This window comes from Gymnodinialimonas ulvae (assembly GCF_037543845.1).
GTDB lineage: Bacteria > Pseudomonadota > Alphaproteobacteria > Rhodobacterales > Rhodobacteraceae > Gymnodinialimonas > Gymnodinialimonas ulvae.
Window position 1 is genome coordinate 1,036,883 of sequence record NZ_JBBIFX010000001.1, and the last position, 18,507, is coordinate 1,055,389.

At 63.3% G+C, this 18,507-nt stretch carries 14 protein-coding genes and 1 tRNA gene; 1 reads left to right on the forward strand and 14 read right to left on the reverse strand.

The window, feature by feature from the left end:
* Positions 1–142 precede the first annotated feature (142 nt).
* The 13 genes from V8J83_RS04895 to recA all read right to left on the reverse strand — a co-directional run bounded on the left by V8J83_RS04895 (position 143) and on the right by recA (position 15,327).
* Positions 143–1,354 carry a tyrosine-type recombinase/integrase gene (locus V8J83_RS04895; RefSeq protein WP_339984047.1) on the reverse strand — a complete coding sequence of 404 codons (1,212 nt, stop codon included), beginning with the start codon at positions 1,352–1,354 and terminating at the stop codon, positions 143–145.
* Positions 1,355–1,501: 147 nt separating this feature from the next.
* Positions 1,502–1,591, reverse strand: a tRNA-Ser gene (locus V8J83_RS04900).
* Between the two features lie 50 nt (positions 1,592–1,641).
* Positions 1,642–2,469, reverse strand: a complete 828-nt coding sequence (locus V8J83_RS04905) for an endonuclease/exonuclease/phosphatase family protein (protein ID WP_339984048.1) — start codon at positions 2,467–2,469, stop codon at positions 1,642–1,644.
* A gap of 63 nt (positions 2,470–2,532) precedes the next feature.
* Positions 2,533–3,249, reverse strand: a complete 717-nt coding sequence (locus V8J83_RS04910) for an alanyl-tRNA editing protein (RefSeq protein ID WP_339984049.1) — start codon at positions 3,247–3,249, stop codon at positions 2,533–2,535.
* Positions 3,250–3,251: 2 nt separating this feature from the next.
* On the reverse strand, positions 3,252–5,654 hold the full coding sequence (locus V8J83_RS04915; protein ID WP_339985992.1) for a DUF3772 domain-containing protein: 2,403 nt from the start codon (positions 5,652–5,654) through the stop codon (positions 3,252–3,254).
* The gene (locus V8J83_RS04920; protein ID WP_339984051.1) at positions 5,654–6,679 is read right to left on the reverse strand and encodes a cysteine synthase A; all 1,026 of its coding nucleotides are present in this window, start codon (positions 6,677–6,679) and stop codon (positions 5,654–5,656) included. Before V8J83_RS04920 ends, V8J83_RS04915 begins: the two co-directional genes overlap by 1 nt.
* Before the next feature lie 61 nt (positions 6,680–6,740).
* Entirely contained in the window at positions 6,741–7,871 is a 1,131-nt protein-coding gene (locus V8J83_RS04925) for an NUDIX domain-containing protein (RefSeq protein ID WP_339984053.1), read from the reverse strand.
* Position 7,872: 1 nt separating this feature from the next.
* Positions 7,873–8,319, reverse strand: coding sequence for a TrgA family protein (locus tag V8J83_RS04930; RefSeq protein ID WP_339984055.1), 447 nt, complete (start codon positions 8,317–8,319; stop codon positions 7,873–7,875).
* A gap of 18 nt (positions 8,320–8,337) precedes the next feature.
* Complete coding sequence (locus tag V8J83_RS04935; RefSeq protein ID WP_339984057.1) at positions 8,338–9,549, reverse strand: class I SAM-dependent methyltransferase; 1,212 nt, start codon at positions 9,547–9,549, stop codon at positions 8,338–8,340.
* Between the two features lie 96 nt (positions 9,550–9,645).
* Entirely contained in the window at positions 9,646–11,061 is a 1,416-nt protein-coding gene (locus V8J83_RS04940; protein WP_339984059.1) for a cryptochrome/photolyase family protein, read from the reverse strand.
* A 111-nt stretch (positions 11,062–11,172) separates the two neighbouring features.
* Positions 11,173–11,463, reverse strand: a complete 291-nt coding sequence (locus V8J83_RS04945) for a DUF1330 domain-containing protein (RefSeq protein WP_339984061.1) — start codon at positions 11,461–11,463, stop codon at positions 11,173–11,175.
* A gap of 3 nt (positions 11,464–11,466) precedes the next feature.
* Positions 11,467–14,112, reverse strand: a complete 2,646-nt coding sequence (gene alaS, locus V8J83_RS04950; protein ID WP_339984063.1) for an alanine--tRNA ligase — start codon at positions 14,110–14,112, stop codon at positions 11,467–11,469.
* 138 nt (positions 14,113–14,250) lie between these two features.
* The gene (gene recA / locus V8J83_RS04955) at positions 14,251–15,327 is read right to left on the reverse strand and encodes a recombinase RecA (protein ID WP_339984065.1); all 1,077 of its coding nucleotides are present in this window, start codon (positions 15,325–15,327) and stop codon (positions 14,251–14,253) included.
* A gap of 216 nt (positions 15,328–15,543) precedes the next feature.
* On the opposite strand from recA, the gene V8J83_RS04960 reads away from it, so the two are divergent.
* Positions 15,544–16,149 carry a gamma-glutamyl kinase gene (locus V8J83_RS04960; protein ID WP_339984067.1) on the forward strand — a complete coding sequence of 202 codons (606 nt, stop codon included), beginning with the start codon at positions 15,544–15,546 and terminating at the stop codon, positions 16,147–16,149.
* Here the strand turns inward: V8J83_RS04960 and V8J83_RS04965 are convergent.
* The gene (locus V8J83_RS04965) at positions 16,146–18,395 is read right to left on the reverse strand and encodes a hybrid sensor histidine kinase/response regulator (RefSeq protein WP_439649773.1); all 2,250 of its coding nucleotides are present in this window, start codon (positions 18,393–18,395) and stop codon (positions 16,146–16,148) included. The genes V8J83_RS04960 and V8J83_RS04965 overlap by 4 nt on opposite strands.
* Positions 18,396–18,507 lie beyond the last annotated feature (112 nt).

Genomic DNA, 18,507 nt, shown 5'->3' on the forward strand with positions numbered 1-18,507 from the left:
TCCAGAGACGGTCGGTCAGTTCATCATGTTCCACAAAAGGTCATGTGGAAGAACCCTTTTGACGTTTCAAGGCATTGCGCTCGGTTTCGTTCAACTCCGCATATAACGTCAAAAGCCCAGCGGCTCGCCGACTTATGGAGTTTCATTGGGCTGACCTCGATGGATGTAGCCGCACAATATCCCCGCTCTCTCCCGTCACGTAATCCGACCACCGCTCCATCAGCACCCGCCGCCGATCCAACAAATCACTTCGCGCATAGGCCCGTTCCACCTCTGATCCGATTTTGTGCGACAGACTCACTTCGGCGACCTCGCGCGGCGCGCCCGCCACTTCCCCCGCCCAATCCCGGAAAGTCGAGCGGAAGCCATGAACCGTCACCCCCTCCACGCCCATCCGCCGCAAGAGCATCAGCATCGCCATGTTCGACAAAGGCCGGTGGCGCTTCTGCCCCTCAAACACCATCTCCGACTCCAATGCTTTCAACGGCTCCAGCACCTCGATCATCGCATCCGTCAAAGGCACCCGGTGGTCTTCGCCGCCCTTCATCCGCTCCGCCGGGCAAGTCCACAGGCGCGCATCGAAATCCACTTCCTCCCACCGCATCTTCAACACTTCGCTGGTGCGTGATCCGGATAGGCAGGTGAACATGAGCGCCTTTGCCGCCATCGCCTCCCTCCCCTGCAAATCCGCATAGAATGCAGGCAAGTCTTGCCAGCGCATCGCCTTGTGATGCGTCACCTTTTTCCTCACCTTCGGCAAAACCTGCCCGTCCCGGATCGCCACAACTGGATTTTCACCCTCCCGGAACCCTTTCGAGCGCGCCACGTCTAGAACCGTCTTGATCCGCTGTGACAAACGCCGCGCGGTTTCGTGTTTTTCAGTCCAGATGGGTGAGAGGCACATCAGCACCTCCGGCTGGCCAATCGCATCCACCGGTATTCGCCCAATCTTGGGGAAGGCAAAATCGCGCAGCGTGTTGATCCATTGCTGCCCGTGCTTGGTGTTCCGCCATGTCGGCATCCGATCTATGTGAACCTGTTGCGCCACTTCTTCGAAGGTCGGTATCTCGCGGGCTGCGTTGAAACGCGGGTTGAGGCCCTGTTTCGCCATCCGCCGGTATTCCAGCGCCCGGTCGCGCGCTTGGTTCAGAGTGACCACATCCGCGCCACCCAAGCCGAAATCCGTCCGCATCGGCGCGCCCTTGGCGTTCTTCTGGCCCTTGACCGTAACCCGCACTATCCACCGCCGCGCGCCGGAAGGGTCCACCACAAGGTAAAGCCCGTTGCCGTCCCCGTGTCGTCCCGGCCCCAGGTTCTCAACCAGCTTCTTCGTTAGCTTTCCAGTCAGAGCCATATCCATACCACACTTCGTACCACGCAAAGCACAATATTAGTTAGGATCGAAATAAACCGAACGCAACTGCACGGAGCCCCTCACGCCAGAAAAAAAAGGAAAAGGGCAGACCAAGGTAACCCAGTCAATTCGACAAAAAGGGTAAGGTGGCGGACAGGAAGGGATTCGAACCCTCGAGACGGTCTCCCGCCTACGCACTTTCCAGGCGCGCGCCTTCGACCACTCGGCCACCTGTCCGAGGCCGGGTCTACCCGCACTCTTGGGCGGTTTGCAAGAGGGTGTGAGGCCTACGAGACGCGGAAACTTGCGGTGAACGGCAGGTGATCGGAGACCTCGTTGCGAAACTTGGCCCGACCCATCTTCATGGCCCAATGCATCGGGAAAAGCCGAAGCGAGCCCTGCACATACCGCGCCGAGGGCGGGCCGGAGACCGCGAAGCCATCCAGTAGGTTCGCCCGCCCGCTTTTGAGGATATGCGACCAGCGGTCCTGCAAATCCCACGACGAGACGAAATTCATCTCGTCATCCCCGCCGAGGTAGTGGAAATTCGATACGTCCTGGCCCGGGATCATGTTGAAATCCCCCATCAGCACAATCGGGCGTCGCTTGTATCCCGGCACCTGCCGCAGCGCGGTGATCCACGCGCCGATCACCTTGCATTGGCCGTCGCGCTTGTCCTGATCCAGGCGGCCGCGGCCCGATTTCAGATGCACGCCGATCATGACCGCCTTCAGGCGCGACCCGGCGATCACGTCCACGGCCAGCGCCTGCCGCCCGCCACGATAAGTGCCCTCCGAGCCGGGAATGAAACGCGGGTTTTCGACGGTGAACCACGGCTTGTGCAGGAAACCGATGTTGAGATGGCTGTCGGGCTGCGGCAGGATCGTGACGTCGTAGCTCAGGTTCTTTTCGGCCAGAAGGTCGCGCAGCCGGTCGATATGGGTGATCGGGAAGACCTCGACCAAAGCGACCAGATCGGCATCGAGATGCGCCAGGCCAAGCGCCTGACGTGCGGCCTGCGGGTCTTCGGCGAGGATCCCGTCACCGGCCCCGCCGTCATGCAGGTCATTGGCCGCCAGGTTCCAGACGGCTGTTCGCAGAAGGTAATTGTTCATCGGGCGCGCTCCGGGTGGGGTCGCGGCCAGCCTAGCACAATTTTGCGAAACGCGCGTGCCCGCTCAGATCAGCTCGATGGTGACGCGGCGGTTCTGTTTGCCCTTGTTCTCGATCTTCACGATGCTCAGTTTCCCGATCTCGCCGGTGCGCGCGACGTGGGTGCCGCCGCAGGGCTGCAGATCGACCTGCGCGGCGCCCTCCCCGATCCGCACCAGACGCACGCGCCCCGCACCGCGCGGGGGCTGCACCGACAGGGTCTTCACAAGGCCCGGATTGGCGTCGAGTTGATCCTCGGTGATCCAATCGACACTCACCGGCAAATTGCGCGTCACAAGGGCATTCAACTGCCCCTCGACAACCGCCGGATCTTCGGGCGGGTTCGGCATATTGAAATCCAGCCGACCCTTTTCGGCCCCCACTGCGCCGCCGGTCACCGGGAGTGGGATCACCACCGACAGAAGATGCAGCGCGGTGTGAATGCGCATGTGGCCCATCCGGCGGTCCCAATCGAGGCGCTGCTCGACGCGCGCGCCGACCGATGGCAAAGGATTCGCCTCGGCGGGAACCAGAACGATGGCGCCCGCCTCGCCCTTCACGGTGGTGGCGATGGGAATGCGCCCGCCGTCCCAATCCAGCGTGCCGCTATCGCCCGGCTGCCCCCCGCCCCGCGCGTAGAAGATCGACTGATCCAGCACGATGCCGCCCTCGTCGGTCAGGGCCGTGACGGTGGCGGAGGCCGATTTGCGATAGGGATCGTCAAGGAAAAGCGGCTTGGTCATCGTTACTCCGGCTTGGGCTCTGGACGCGGTTGCGGCGGGGATTGCGGCTGAACCAGCGTTTCGGGATTGCGCAACCAGATATCGCGCTGCGCGAAGGGAATCTCGAGCTCTTCCTGCGCAAAGCGTTCGGCGATGCGGTGGTTCAATTCGGTTTGCACCTTCACGAACAGATTGATGTCGCGCAGGATGACCCGCATCCGGAAATCAAGGCTGTCGGCCCCGAAGCCCATGAAATCAACGCCGGGCTCGGGGAATTTGGCAACGTCATCATGGCTGCGCGCGATCTCCATCAGGATATCGGCCACGCGGCGCGTGTCGCTGCCGTAGGCCACGCCCACGTTGATCATCACCCGGCCCACCGTGTTGCCCCGGGTCCAGTTCGTCACCGTGCCGGAGATGAAATCGGCGTTGGGCACGATCACGTCGGTCTTGTCGAAGGTTTCAATCGTGGTGGAGCGTACGGAGATGTCCTTGACGATCCCCATGTTGCCGTTGACCTCGATCCAGTCGCCTTCCGAGATGGGCCGTTCGATCAGCAGGATGATGCCTGAGACAAAGTTCGAGACCACATTTTGAAGGCCGAAGCCGATGCCGACCGACAGCGCACCGACCACGAAGCCAAGCGCCGTCAGGTCGATACCTGCGCTCGTCACCGCGATGAGGGCGGCCAGCGCGATCCCGACGTAGCCCACGCCCGCGCTGACGGCATTGCGCGCGCCGACGTCGAGCTTGGTGCGCGGCAGAACCGTCGATTTCAGCGCGCCCTGCAACAGCCGCGTGATCAACAGCCCCAGCGCAAAGACCAGGATGACGGCCAGAATGATGCCCGGCGTGATCCGCGTCTCGCCCAGGGTGAAGCCTTCGAGCAGGCGCACGTAAAGCTCCCACAGGCGCTGGGGGCGCACGCCCCACGTGATCGCCAGAAGCGGCGCGGCCAAGAGGAACAGAACAAAGTTGATGAGCACCGGCACCAGCGCCTCGCGCGCCGCCTCGTTTGACGTCCGCGAGGCCAGCGCGTAGCCGTCATGCACCACCGCCTGCAGCGCCACCAACAGCCCGACCAGGAACAGCGTCATCGCCACCGGCACCATCAGCGCCTCGCCCGCGTTGATGTAGCCGATCAGGCCCAGAAGCGGGCCGACGAACGCCACAACCCGCAGTGCCGTCGCCGCCAGACCCAGCACGCCGATCGCAAAGCCCGAGCTTTCGGCCTCGACCAAAGGCGCGCGGATACGGTTGAGCAACCCCGCCAAGCGCCAATACATCAAGGCCAGGCCGATATGGACCGGCACCACCAGAACGCCACGCGCGGCCGGCGGCACGATATCCAGCTCGGCCACCACCTGGGCCAGATTGCCAAGGCCTGTCAGCAGGCCGATGAACAGGATCGTGCGCCGCATCGGTTTGCGCAGCGCAGGCGCGGTGTCGAAGGCGGCGGCGCGTTCTTCGTGGTTCGAGAACAGCCGCCCGGCCAACCACAGGGCCGCATAAATCGCCACGATCAGCGTCAGGACCGCCCCGATCAGGGTCTCGCCTTCCTCGCTCAAAAGGCCCGAGAAGGCGAGTGCGGCGGCCAGAAGGCTGAAGCCCACAACCGGCAGGATCAACTGACCGAGCGACACGATGAACCCAAGCAAGGTGCGCCCCCGACGGCGGTCGCCGTCCAGGAACCGCTCGCCCATCCGCGCCACGAACGGGCGCCCGCGCAGCACCATCACCAACCCGATCAGAAGCATGCCAAGGATGGCGGGCGCATTGTCGGCAATCGTGGCGCGCACCTGCGGATCGCCAAGCCGCGCAAACGTCTGGCTGCGCAGGGTCGCGGCAAGATCGGCCAGCGCGGTCAGCGCGGTGGCCCAGTTGACCGGATTGACCGGGGTCGGCTCAAGCTCCAGCAATTCCTGCGTCTGGCGTTCGATCAAGATCGCGTCGATCTCGGCGATCAGGCCATTGGCCCGGTTGAACGCCTCGTTTGCGGCCAATCGCGGAAGCTGCGCCTGTTCCAGCCGGTTGTCCAGCGTGGTGCGGCGGGTGCTAATGGTGTCGGGCTCGCGTTCGCCCTCGGCGGGGGCCGGTCCCAGCGCGTCGATCTGCGCCTGAATTGTGTCGATCCGCTCGGCATTGGCGGTTTCAGCGGCCAGAAACTGCGCCCGCCAGCGCACCAGTTCGGCGCGACGGCTTTCGAAAAACGCGGTGGAGGCGACCCCGCCGGAGATCAGGTTTTCCGCCGCCGTGGCCGTGGTTTCCCAAGCGTCATAGTCGATAGTGGCGGCGGTCTCGGGCGCCGTCGGCGGGGCGCTGGCCTCTGGAGTTTGGGACTGCGCGAGCACCGGCAGACCCGCAAGCGGCCCCATCAGCGCAAGCACCATCACCAGCGCCGCAGAGATGCGATGCAATAGGGGCATCAAGCCTCGAACACTTCGGGCACATCTCGGCCCGGGCCATCCATCCATGGCGGCACCGGAAGGCCCTTTTCGCGCAGGAAATCGGGATTGAAGAGTTTGGATTGATACCGCGTGCCGTAGTCGCACAGGATCGTCACGATGGTGTGGCCCGGTCCCATGTCGCGCGCCATCCGCATGGCACCGGCCACGTTGATCCCCGACGAGCCACCAAGGCACAGACCCTCGTTGGCGAGGATGTCATAGACGATCGGCAAGGCCTCGGCATCGGGGATCTTGTAGCAAACATCGGGCGTGAAGCCTTCGAGATTGGCGGTGATGCGCCCCTGTCCGATCCCTTCGGTGATGGAATTTCCGCCCGCCTCCTGCCCGGTATAGAGCTTGTAGAGCCCTGAGCCCTCGGGATCCGCCAGCCCGATCTGCACGCCCTTGGGCTGCAACGCCATGCCGACACCGGCCAGCGTTCCGCCCGAGCCGACCGCGCAGACAAAGCCGTTCACCTTGTGATCGGTCTGTTCCCAGATTTCGGGGCCGGTCATGTCGATATGGGCCTGCCGGTTGGCGACATTGTCGAATTGGTTGGCCCAGATCGCGCCGTTCGGGTCGGATTGCGCCAAGCGCTCGGCCAGACGGCCGGAATATTTCACGTAATTGTTCGGGTTCGCGTACGGCACCGCCGGAACTTCGATCAATTCCGCGCCCGCGATGCGGATCATGTCCTTCTTTTCCTGGCTTTGGGTGTCGGGGATCACGATCACCGTCTTGAACCCCAGCGACGCACCCACCAGCGCCAGGCCGATGCCGGTGTTGCCCGCCGTGCCCTCCACGATGGTGCCGCCGGGGCGCAATTGCCCGCTGGCCACCGCCGCACGGATGATGAACAACGCCGCGCGGTCCTTGACCGACTGGCCGGGGTTGAGGAATTCCCCCTTGCCCAGGATCTCGCAGCCCGTTGCCTCGGACGCGGCCTTCAGGCGGATCAGTGGCGTGTTGCCAATGGCAGAGGCCAGGTCATTGTGGATGGTCATGCGCTACGCCTTTTCCGGGGCTGACAGATGCCGTCAGGATTAGGCAGTTCGGCCCCCGACCTCAAGCCGTTGCAACACCCGCGCGCAAGCGGTCGCGATGCAACATGAGGTATTGCATCGAAATGATCTGTGCTGCATCCGCCATATCGCCCTCGGCCAGCATCCGCAGCGCCAGGTCATAGGGCACCAGATGGCTCAGGATATCCTCGTTCTCGTCGGCATGACCGCCAAGACCCGCCATCCCGTCGGGCAGATCCGCAAGCGCGAGATAGGAGAACAGAACCTGCGCCACCCCACCGGGCGACGGGTAATAGCGCGCCACGAACTCCAGCTCCCGCAGCGCCAGGTTGGCCTCCTCCTGCGCCTCGCGCCGCGCCGCGATCTCGGGCGTCTCACCGGCGTCGATCAGCCCCGCAACAGGCTCCAGCAGCCAGGGATCTGCGTCCCCATGGGCATAGGCCCCAAAGCGGAACTGCTGCACCAAAAGGATGCGGTCGCGCACCGGATCATAGGGCAGCACCGTCACGGCATCTGCCACGCGGAACACCGACCGCGCGAGCGGGCCGTTGGTGGCCCCGTCAAACCTCGGGTGGCTGGCATGGATTTCCTCGGCATTGAAAAAACCTGTGTAGGTGTGGCGCGTCTCGTGATGGTCGATCCGCTCGGCGGGCATGTGACGGCCTGCATGGCCGGGCCTGCGCCATTGCCCGGCACGCAGGTAGGCGTCGGCGCGCGCACGGATGATCGGAAACCGCGCGCTCAGAACTTCGGGCGCGATCTGGCCTCTCTGGCGCATGACTTCGCCGGCGGCGATCGTTTGCAACGCGCCCCATTGCGCGGCCCAATCCGACAGCGACCATTCCCCACCGGGGCTTTGCGCAGCATCTGCGGGCGGGAACCAGGCCTCTGCCGCGATCGGCGCGCCGTCGCGGATCACCTCGACCTTGCGTCGGGTGTAGCCAAAGCAGGCCTCGTAGAAATCCAGCCGCTCCAACGCCTCCGGACCCGGCTCGATCAGAAGGCCCTCGGCCCCTGCGCCGTCCCGGCGCTCCAACATCGGCCAGCTCTGGCCCGCCACCCAGGCCGCGCGAAACCCCCGCAGAGCTGCACGAACTCCCGGCACCTCACATCCCGCCACCGCGCGCAGCAGTGGCAGGTGACACAGCGTGCCAAACAGAAAGATCAATGGCATGTCAGCGCCAGGTCTTGGCGGCCCATTCCGTCAGCAAACCGCCGACGATGCCGCCCACAAACAGCACGCCCCAGATCTCGATGGTCAGCGATTGGATGAAGAATTCCATGAAGAACGTCAGCGCATCCGAAATCGCGTGCCCAAGGCCAGAATTCGTATACGCCAGATCCGCTGCACGAATGAACATTCGCCGCAGGGAAAACAGCAACAGGCCAAAAAACACGATCTGCAACGAAGTCCGCAGCCCGTTCGCAATCGCGGCGTTCAAACCCGCACCCGCGCGCGTGCCGATCACCATCCAGCCATTGGCCAAACCGATCAAGGCGATGACCAAAGGGAAGTACGTCATGGACGTGCCTTCAGGGAACGTCGGGATCACCTGTAACGCCGCGTAGTAGCCGATTGCGCAAAACAATACGGCACCGACGAGTTTTGAGCCTGTGGGCATGACCGCCCGTCCTCTTTGTTATGCCGGTCTTTGGACCGTTATCTGCGTTACGTCGCAATTTCCGAAATGGAACGTCGCCGCGCAAGAGGTCAGGTAAAAATTCCACATCCGCCGGAACCGATCGTCAAAGCCCATGGCGGCGATCTGATCCCATTTTTCGTTGAAGGTTTCGTGCCAGCGGCGGCAGGTCTGGCTGTAACTTTCGCCAAATTCGACGGAGTTTGCGACGCTCAAACCGGCCCGTTCGACCTGCTCTCGCAGCACGCTGGGGGCCGGAAGCATGCCGCCCGGAAAGATGTATTTCTGAATGAAATCAACGCCCCTGCGGTAGACGTCCCAGCGCTTGTCCTGCACGGTGATGATCTGAAGCGTGGCGTTGCGTCCGGGCTTGAGGCGCTCGCGGAGCACGTCGAAATAGGTGGGCCAGTATTTCTCTCCGACCGCCTCGAACATTTCGATCGACGCGATCCCGTCATATGTGCCCTTCTCGTCACGGTAATCTTGCAGCTTGATCTCCACGCGGTCGCTCAAACCGGCCTCCGCAATGCGTTTGACAGCGTAATCGTGCTGTTCCTTGGAGATTGTCAGGCCCGTCACTCTCAGCCCGCGTTCCTTGGCGGCGTATTCCGCAAACCCGCCCCAGCCGCAGCCGATCTCCAACACGTGCTCGCCGGGCTGTGCGCCCATTTCATCGACCATCTGCTTGTATTTGGCGATCTGCGCAGCCTCCAGGCTTTCCTGCCCGGTCTCGAACAGCGCGCTGGAATACGTCATCGTATCGTCCAGCCAAAGCGCATAGAAATCATTGCCCAGATCGTAATGCGCCGAAATGTTCTTCTTTGCCTGCCGCTTGGTGTTCGACTGCAACCAGAAGCGGAATTTCTCGTAGGCCCGGATCAATCCCATGCCCAGAAAGCCGTCGTAGACCTCGTCGTTGTCGGCATGGACCACGTCCAGAAACGCCTGCAAATCCGGCGTCGACCACCATTCATCAAGATAGGCGTCGCAAAAGCCCAGATCGCCCTCGCGGATCAGGCGCGCGAAAATGTCTACGTTGTGGATGTTCAGCTCGCCCACCGGGCCCGGCGCGTCGCCCTCGACACGGAACACGCGGCCATCGGGCAAGCGAAAATCGATGCGGCCATGTTCCAACCGCTGCGCCTGATCGAAGACGGCCTTGAAATAGCGCGGCAGATCACGCTGCCCCTCAAGTGATGTCAGTGCGGTCATTTTTTTCCCTTTTTCCCGCGTTACTTTTGCGAGGCGCGGTGCCGCGGGGCAAGCCCCGAATGATTGTCAGTGTAAACGATACACGACACAATGTTGTCAGAAGTTTCGGTTCTCATAGGCCTGCAGCGCACGTTTTCTTCCCTCGGCGGCGTCCACGATCGGCTCCGACGGGTAGCCATCTTCTGGCGTCATCTGCCAGTTTCGCGGGATCGCTTCGAAATAGCTCGACGCCGTCTCGGGCGGCTGGCGGGTGATTTCGGCCAGCCACCGCATCCGGTAGCGCCCCGCCTTGTCGAACTTCTCGGCCTGTGTCTCTGGGTTGAAGACCCGGAAATAGGGTGTCGCGTCGGGCCCCGAGCCCGCCGACCATTGCCAGCCCATCGCGTTCGACGCCGGGTCCCAATCCACCAAGCACGCCTCGAACCAATTCATCCCGATTTTCCAGTGACACATCAGATGCTTGGTCAGGTAGCTCGCCACCAGCATCCGGGCGCGGTTGTGCATCCGTCCCGTCACATACATCTCGCGCATCGCCGCATCGACAATCGCCATGCCCGTGCGCCCCTGCTTCCACGCCTTCACCTCGGCCTTGCGTTCGTCGGTGTTCCACGGAAACGCGTCCCATTCCTCGCGCCAGTTGCCGGTGGTAATCCGCGGCGTGTGGTAGACGAGGTGATAGGCGAAGTCGCGCCAGACGACCTCCTTGAGAAACGTCTCGGCCCCCGCCTTGCCCTCCTGCATCGCGCGTTGGCCCGCCCACCAGCACGCGCGCGCAGAAATCTCACCATAAGCGAGGTTTTCCGACAGAAGCGAGGTGCCGTTCTTTGCCAGGTTGTCCCGCGCATCGGCATAATCGTCGATGCCTTGGCCGATGAAATTGGCAAGCCGACCCCGTGCCGCCGCCTCGCCCACATTCAGATGCGGCGCCACGACCTTCGCGCCGCGATCCATCGCCGCGCCAAGCTGCCAATCGGCGACGGCGTCGCTTGCGGGATAGCTCTCGGGCGCGGGGATTTTCGGCGTACTGAGCGCTTCGCCCGGGTCGCGGTCGCGCACGCTTTTCCAGAATGGCGTGTAGACCTTGTAGAACGACCCACCGCCGGTCTCGACCGTCCAGGGCTCGAACAGAACATGGCCATTGTGGCTTACGGCGTCGATGCCGTCTTCCTTCAGCGCGGCCTTCACGGCCTCATCGCGTTGCCTGCTGTCGGGGTCGTAGAGCCGGTTCCAATGGACCGCTTTCGCGCCGGTCTCTTCGATCAACTGACGCAGACACTTCAGCGCCTCACCACGTCGCAAGATCAGGGTCGATCCGGCCTCGGCCAGCGCCTCGGCAAATGCCTCGACCCCAAGACCCAGCCGCCATTTCGGCGCCGCGCCATGGCTCTCCACCACCTCGTCGCACAGGAAGACAGGGATCACCGGGGCACCGGCCGCGCAGGCCGCGACCAGCGCGGGATTGTCGGACAGGCGCAGGTCACGGCGCGCCCAATATAGGATCGGGGAGGACATGAAACGTGGTTAACACCCTGTTAATGCAGCAGAAAGTTTCGCACGCGAAACCCTTGATGTTAACCTAGCGCCACCTCCGATTGCGTCGAGTGTTTCGTGTCGCGTGGCGCGTCATTCGACCGCTTCGACCAGCACCAGATCCCGTTCCGAGGCCCCTTTGGCATGGCTCAGCGCCTCTTGATAGGTCGCGCTCTCATAGCAGGCATTGGCCGCGTCAAGCGACGGAAAAAGGGCCACGACATTGCGCGGATGGGCGCGGCCTTCCTTCTGGATCGCGGTGCCGCCACGCGCCATGAACTTGCCGCCATGGGCGGTGATCGCCTCGGTCGCGAGCGCTGCATATTTCGCATAAGCCGCGTCGTCGCTGACCGTGACATGGGCAATCCAATAGGCTCCGGGCATCGCTCACACTCCTTCAATGACGGCTCTCGCCGCGACAATCGCATCCTCGGCCTTGGACGCATCGGCCCCGCCGCCTTGCGCGAAATCAGGCCGGCCACCGCCGCCCTTGCCCCCCAGCGCCGGCGTGGCGGCGCGCACCAGATCGACGGCGCTGATGCGGTCGGTCAGGTCATCGGTCACGCCTGCCGCCACCGCCGCCTTGCCGCCCGCATCCGCGATCAAAAGCACCGCGCCCGAGCCAAGGCGCGCTTTATGTTCATCCACGATCCCGGCCAGATCCTTGCCCGTCACGCCCGACAGGGCCTGCGCGTGGAAGGCAATGCCGTTCACCTCTGCCGCCTCGGGCGCGCTGGCGCCACCGGCCATGGCCAGCTCACGGCGCAATTGCGCGACCTCGTTTTCCAGCTTTTTGCGCTCGTCCATCAACGCCTTCACCCGATCCGGCACATCCGACGCCTGCGTCTTGAGCGCCGCTGCCGTCTCGGCAAGAAGGTGATCCTGCCCGCGCAAATACTCCTGCGCCGCCTGTCCGGTCAGCGCCTCGATCCGCCGCACGCCCGCGCTCGACGCGCTGTCGCCAAGCGTCACGAAGGCACCGATTTCGCCGGTCCGGCCCACATGGGTGCCGCCGCACAATTCCAGCGACCAGGTCTCGCCATTGATCCCCTTGCCGGTTGCCGCACGCCCCATGGACACGACGCGCACCTCGTCGCCGTATTTCTCGCCGAACAGCGCCTGCGCACCGATGGCGCGGGCGTCGTCGGGCGTCATGATGCGCGTCTCGACGGCCTCGTTCTGGCGGATGTAGAAATTCACCTCACGCTCGATTTCGGCCAGATCTTCCCGGCTCAGCGCATGATTATGCGAGAAATCGAACCGCAGCCGCTCGGGCGCATTGAGCGAGCCGCGCTGCGCCACGTGATCCCCCAGCCGCTCACGCAGCGCCTCGTGCAGGAGATGCGTTGCCGAATGGTTGGCCCGGATCGCGCCGCGGCGGTCATGGTCCACGACGAGTTCGGCGCCCTGCCCCTGCGTCACCTCGCCCTCCTCAACCGTGCCGATATGCAGGACCACATCGGCCACCTTGCGCGTGTCGCGCACCGCGATGCGCCCGGTTTCGGTGCGGATCGTGCCGGTGTCGCCCACCTGCCCGCCCGATTCCGCGTAAAACGGCGTCTGGTTCAGGACGACCGTGACCTCGCCCTTGGCCGCTTCAATCCGTGCGCCGTCGCTGACAAGCGCGAGGATCTGACCCTCCGCGATTTCCGTGTCGTAGCCGAGGAATTCGGTGGTGCCATGGTCTTCCGCGATGTCGAACCAGATCGTCGCATCGGCTGCGTCGCCCGAGCCGGACCAGGCCGCGCGCGCCTTGGCTTTCTGCGCCTCCATGGCTGCGTCGAACCCGTCGGTGTCCACGCCACGGCCCTTTTCGCGCAACGCATCCTGCGTCAGATCAAGCGGGAAGCCGTAAGTGTCGTAGAGCTTGAACGCTGCCTCGCCGGGCAAATCGTTGCCCTCCGGCAGATTGCCCAATTCATCGTCCAGCAGCTTCAGACCGCGATCCAGCGTCTGACGGAACCGCTCTTCCTCAAGCTTCAGTGTTTCGGTGATCAGCGCCTGCGCCTGGCCCAATTCGGGATAGGCCTGACCCATCTGGCTGACCAAGGCGGGCACGAGGCGGTACATCAGCGGGTCTTTCGCCCCGAGCAGATGCGCATGCCGCATCGCGCGCCGCATGATGCGACGCAGGACATAACCGCGCCCGTCATTGGACGGCATCACCCCATCGGCAATCAGGAACGAGGTCGAGCGCAGGTGGTCGGCGATCACGCGGTGGTGCACGTTCTGCGAGCCATCGATATCGGTCGAGGACGCGTTGGCCGACGCCTCCATCAGGCTGCGCATCGTGTCGGTGTCGTAGTTGTCATGGCTGCCCTGTAGCAATGCCCCGATCCGCTCCAGCCCCATGCCGGTGTCGATCGACTGCATCTCAAGCGGCACCATGGAGCCGTCGGCGAATTGCTCGTTCTGCATGAAAACGATGTTCCAGATCTCGATGAACCGGTCGCCATCTTCCTCCGGGCTGCCCGGCGGCCCGCCCCAGATGTGATCGCCGTGGTCATAGAAGATCTCGGTGCACGGCCCACATGGCCCCGTTGGGCCCATCTGCCAAAAATTGTCCGACGTCGCGATGCGGATGATCCGGTCTTCGGGCACGCCGACCTTTTTCCAGATCTCGAACGCCTCGTCGTCGGTATGGTAAACGGTGGTCAAAAGCTTCGACTTGTCGATCCCGAAATCGCGGGTGATCAACTCCCAGGCGAAGGCGATGGCGTCGTCCTTGAAATAGTCCCCAAAGCTGAAATTTCCCAGCATTTCAAAGAAGGTATGGTGGCGCGCGGTGTAGCCCACGTTGTCGAGATCGTTGTGCTTGCCGCCCGCGCGGACGCATTTCTGCGACGTGGTCGCGCGCTGGTAACCGCGGGTCTCGACCCCGGTAAACAGGTTCTTGAACTGCACCATGCCGGAATTGACGAACATCAACGTCGGGTCATTGCGCGGAACAAGCGGGCTCGACGCGACGACCTCGTGGCCTTGCCGGGCGAAGTAATCGAGGAAGGTCGAGCGGATATCGTTGAGGCTGGTCATTGGCGCGTCCGTAGCTGAGCTGCAAAGGCCGATGTATCCCTGCCGCCGCAGTCTGTCCACAGGACGCCCACGAAAAAGGGCGACCCAAAAAGGCCGCCCCCATTCCCTCTCGATCCGGTCGCCCGGAAACTGTGTGCCTCAGGCGTCGTCGTCGAGGATATCCTCATCGCCTTCGCGCTCCATCTCGAAATCGAGGCCATGGGCGGCGCGGATCTTGTCTTCGATCTGCAACGCGATATCGGTGTTGTCCTTCAGGAAGGTCTTGGCGTTTTCACGCCCCTGCCCGATGCGTTCATCGCCGTAGCTGAACCAGGAGCCGGATTTCTCGACCACGCCCGCCTTCACGCCAAGATCGAGCAATTCGCCCATCTTCGAGATGCCTTCGCCATACATGATGTCGAATTCCACCTGCTTGAACGGCGGCGCGACCTTGTTTTTCACGACCTTCACGCGGGTGGCGTTGCCGACCACTTCGTCGCGGTCCTTGAGCGCGCCGATGCGGCGGATGTCGAGGCGGACGGAGGAGTAGAATTTCAGGGCATTGCCGCCGGTGGTCGTCTCGGGCGAGCCGAACATGACACCGATTTTCATGCGGATCTGGTTAATGAAGATCACCGTACAGCCGGAGCGGTTAATCGATCCGGTCAGTTTGCGCATCGCCTGAGACATCAGACGCGCGTGCACGCCGACCGAGCTGTCGCCCATGTCGCCTTCCAGCTCGGACTTCGGCGTCAGCGCCGCGACCGAGTCGACGACGACCATGCTCACCGCGCCGGAGCGGACCAGCGTATCGACGATTTCAAGCGCCTGTTCGCCGGTGTCGGGCTGCGAGATCAGCAATTCGTCGAGGTCGACGCCAAGCTTTTTGGCGTATTGCGGGTCAAGCGCGTGCTCGGCATCGACGAAGGCGCAAACGCCGCCCTTTTTCTGTTCCTCGGCCACGCAATGCAGCGTCAGCGTGGTTTTTCCCGAACTTTCAGGGCCATAGATCTCGACGATGCGCCCCTTGGGGATGCCGCCGATGCCCAACGCGATGTCGAGGCCAAGCGATCCGGTGGAGGTCGAATCGATATCGGGCAGCGCGTTCTCGCCGCCCAGTTTCATGATGGAGCCTTTGCCGAACTGACGTTCGATCTGGGCCAATGCGCTGTCGAGGGCCTTTTGCTTGTCGGCCGAGATACGGTCATTCATGTCGAGAAGGTTCGCCGTTGCCATGGGGTTTCGTCCTTATGTCATGCCGCGGGGCGTGGCGGCAATGGGGCCGGTCGGGGTTTCGTGTCCCAAAACCCGGCATGCTCTTTGTTCACCTCTTGTTCGCATACATGGTTAACAAACAAAACGAGAACAGATCAATATAAATCTTCTATGGTGATCTTTTGGCATGAGCGGTTAACAATCGGTTACAAGCGGGCAAAAAGACAAGGAACCGGCATGTTGGTCTTCTGGAAAGCGCGGCTGGTGCTGTTGGCGGTGCCGAAAACCGGCACGACCGCGCTGGAGCAGGCGCTGTTGCCCCATGCCGATGCAGCGATCCTCAATCCTCCGCGGCAAAAGCATTGCACGCTGCGACGCTACGAGGCCCAATTACAGGGGTTTTTCGAGCAACGCGGCCAGCATCCGATGGAGGTGATGGCGGTGATCCGCGAACCGGTCGGCTGGCTGTCGAGTTGGTATCGCTATCGCAGCCGCGACGCGATTGCGGGGCGCCCGAACTCCACCCGGGGTATCGGTTTCGATGCTTTCGTCGAGGCATGGCTGCAAGACGACCCGCCGCCCTTCGCCAAGGTCGGACGCCAATCGCGTTTTGTGTCCGGCGACGACGGGCGCGTTGGCGTGGACCACCTGTTCAGCCACGCGAAGTTGGATGAGGCGGTCGGATTTCTCGAAGAACGGGTTGGCGTGCGGCTCGAACCGGGGCGCAGCAATGTCTCGCCCGCCATGACAACAGAGTTGAGCCCACCGATTGTCGCGCGTCTGCACGCGGAGGCGCCCGAGGAATTCGCACTCTGGCGAAGGGTTCAGGCGTCGGGGCGTTAATGCAATTGCCGCCGCACCGTGTCGGTCAGATCCGTGAGCGAAAACGGCTTCGGCAGGAAGACCGAGCCGGGGATGTCTTCCGATTTTCCGTCGAGCGCGTCCTCGGCATAGCCCGACACGAAAACCACCTTGGTCTCTGGCCGGTCCTTGAGCGCCTGGCGCACCCATGTCGGCCCGTCGAGGCCGGGCATGATCACGTCGGTGACGAACAGATCCACGGCCAGATCCGCGTCTTCCAGCGTCTCAAGCGCCTCTTCCGCGCTGCCCGCCTCGATCACGGTGTAGCCCCGCAAACGCAGTGCACGCGAGGCAAACGCACGCACCGGCGCTTCGTCTTCGACCAACAAAACAACGCCCGGACGGCGATCATCGGACAATGCGGCGCTGGCTTTCGGGGTCACGTCAATCATGTCTGATGCGTCGTCGTCTTCGGCCGTGGCCTCGTGGGCGGGGATGTAAATGGTGAAGGTTGTCCCGGCACCCACGGCGCTGTCCACGAAGATGTAGCCGCCCGTTTGCTTGATGATTCCATAGGCCATCGACAGGCCGAGGCCGGTGCCCTCACCGGCGCGTTTCGTGGTAAAGAAGGGCTCGAAAATGCGGTTCAGTTTATCGGCCGGGATGCCCTGCCCCTGATCGCGGACACGGATCGTGACGTAAGACCCTGCGGGCACCACGGCCTGATCGCGGCGCATCACTTCGCTGAGGTGGACCATGCGCGTCTCGACCCGCACTTCGCCGCCCTCGGGCATCGCGTCGCGGGCGTTTACCACGAGGTTCATGATCACCTGATCAAGCTGCCGCCGGTCGGCCCGGATCGGGGTAAGCGCCGGATCGTTCGACAAAGACAGCGTGATCCGCTCGCCCACAAGCCGGTTCAAAAGATGCGTCAACTCGCCCACGGAATCGCGCAGGTCGATCACCTCCGGCTCCAGCGTCTGCTTGCGCGAAAACGCCAGAAGCTGTCCCACAAGTGAGGCCGCGCGGTTGGCGTTTTGGTTAATCTGCACCAGATCCGCGTAGTCCTGATCGCCTTGATCATGGCGCAGCAGTAGCAGGTCGCAATGCCCGGTAATCGCGGTCAAAAGGTTGTTGAAATCATGCGCCACACCACCCGCAAGTTCGCCGATTGCCTGCATTTTCTGACTTTGGACGAACTGCTGTTCCAGCGTTTTCAACTCGGTCGCGTCATGCAGCACCGCCAGAAGCGACGGGCCGGTGCCATCCACGATCCGGCTCAGCGAGATCTGCAGGAACGTCTCATCCTTGCGTAATTTCGCGCGCGCAACCTCGGCGCGGTTCGGGATGCGTTCGGCCAGCGTATCGGCCACCCAGTCGTTAACGGGTCGGCCCAGGTTTTCGACGAATTGCGACAATGGCCCGCTCGCTTCGGCGGATATGCCAAGCAGCGTCTGCGCATTCTGGTTGGAGGCCAGAAGCTCCCCCTCCGCGCCGATATGCAACAGCGCGACAGGCAGCGACTCGAAGGCCCGCGCCGCGACTGAAGCGGCGGGCGGCTCTGACAGGCCCGGCACCGCGTAGACCTCTCGGCGGCCGTCCTTGGCACGCACGACAATCGGGATCACCTCGATCTTACCATCCGCGCCCTGCAGGCTCGACCGACGCCCCGCGACAAGCGGTTGTTCGGGAAACACATCTTCAAGATCCGTGGCCCGGCGCCCCAGCACATCGCGCATCGCGGCATTCATCGACAGGACCGTGTCATGGCTGCTGACCACCATCATCGGCAGCCCGATCGACTCGCCATGGCGCGCATGCGCATCGGCCAGGTCGTCCAGTCGCCAGATCACGCCGCCGCGCATCCGATGCGCCGCCAGCCGGACCGTGCCGCGTGGCGTGACCACAACTTCGTGGGACGACGGCCGTCGCCCGATGGCCGTTTCCTGCCGGAACACGACAGCAGCCGCATTGGGCAAGACGCTGCCGATGGCGCGGGCCACCGACGCGCCGCGCCGATCGCCGAAACGCCGCTCCGCCGCATCGTTCTGCAACAGGATCGCGCCGGTGTCGTCAGTGCAAAGGCAAGGCGAGGGATCGTGTTCGATCAGCTCCATCGCCGATCGAAACGTGCTCCGCGCGCGCCACATCCGCCAGCCGTCGCGCAGGGCCACCAGAACGGCCGCGGACAGGCAACCGCCGGTCACCGCCATCAGGCCAAAGCGCACCTCCGGGCCCGGTGCGAAAAGCGTGGAAACGCCGGTCACAAGGCCGAACACCAGCAGCATGATCGGCTGTGTGAACGGGCGAATGCCGCGCATATGGGTAAAGCCGGTGTTTGCGGCCTCGTCTGTCAAAACCAACCCTCGCCTTTGGTCGGGGCAAGCCACGCGCTGCATG

Bases quoted from the DNA above. Each gene is read 5' to 3' on its own strand.
- V8J83_RS04910 (WP_339984049.1), bottom strand. From the start codon at position 3,249: ATGACCAAGCCGCTTTTCCTTGACGATCCCTATCGCAAATCGGCCTCC.
- V8J83_RS04905 (WP_339984048.1), bottom strand. From the start codon at position 2,469: ATGAACAATTACCTTCTGCGAACAGCCGTCTGGAACCTGGCGGCCAAT.
- V8J83_RS04965 (WP_439649773.1), bottom strand. From the start codon at position 18,395: ATGCTGCTGGTGTTCGGCCTTGTGACCGGCGTTTCCACGCTTTTCGCA.
- V8J83_RS04940 (WP_339984059.1), bottom strand. From the start codon at position 11,061: ATGTCCTCCCCGATCCTATATTGGGCGCGCCGTGACCTGCGCCTGTCC.
- V8J83_RS04925 (WP_339984053.1), bottom strand. From the start codon at position 7,871: ATGCCATTGATCTTTCTGTTTGGCACGCTGTGTCACCTGCCACTGCTG.
- V8J83_RS04935 (WP_339984057.1), bottom strand. From the start codon at position 9,549: ATGACCGCACTGACATCACTTGAGGGGCAGCGTGATCTGCCGCGCTAT.
- V8J83_RS04895 (WP_339984047.1), bottom strand. From the start codon at position 1,354: ATGGCTCTGACTGGAAAGCTAACGAAGAAGCTGGTTGAGAACCTGGGG.
- V8J83_RS04930 (WP_339984055.1), bottom strand. From the start codon at position 8,319: ATGCCCACAGGCTCAAAACTCGTCGGTGCCGTATTGTTTTGCGCAATC.
- V8J83_RS04920 (WP_339984051.1), bottom strand. From the start codon at position 6,679: ATGACCATCCACAATGACCTGGCCTCTGCCATTGGCAACACGCCACTG.
- V8J83_RS04915 (WP_339985992.1), bottom strand. From the start codon at position 5,654: ATGCCCCTATTGCATCGCATCTCTGCGGCGCTGGTGATGGTGCTTGCG.
- V8J83_RS04945 (WP_339984061.1), bottom strand. From the start codon at position 11,463: ATGCCCGGAGCCTATTGGATTGCCCATGTCACGGTCAGCGACGACGCG.
- V8J83_RS04960 (WP_339984067.1), top strand. From the start codon at position 15,544: ATGTTGGTCTTCTGGAAAGCGCGGCTGGTGCTGTTGGCGGTGCCGAAA.
- recA (WP_339984065.1), bottom strand. From the start codon at position 15,327: ATGGCAACGGCGAACCTTCTCGACATGAATGACCGTATCTCGGCCGAC.
- alaS (WP_339984063.1), bottom strand. From the start codon at position 14,112: ATGACCAGCCTCAACGATATCCGCTCGACCTTCCTCGATTACTTCGCC.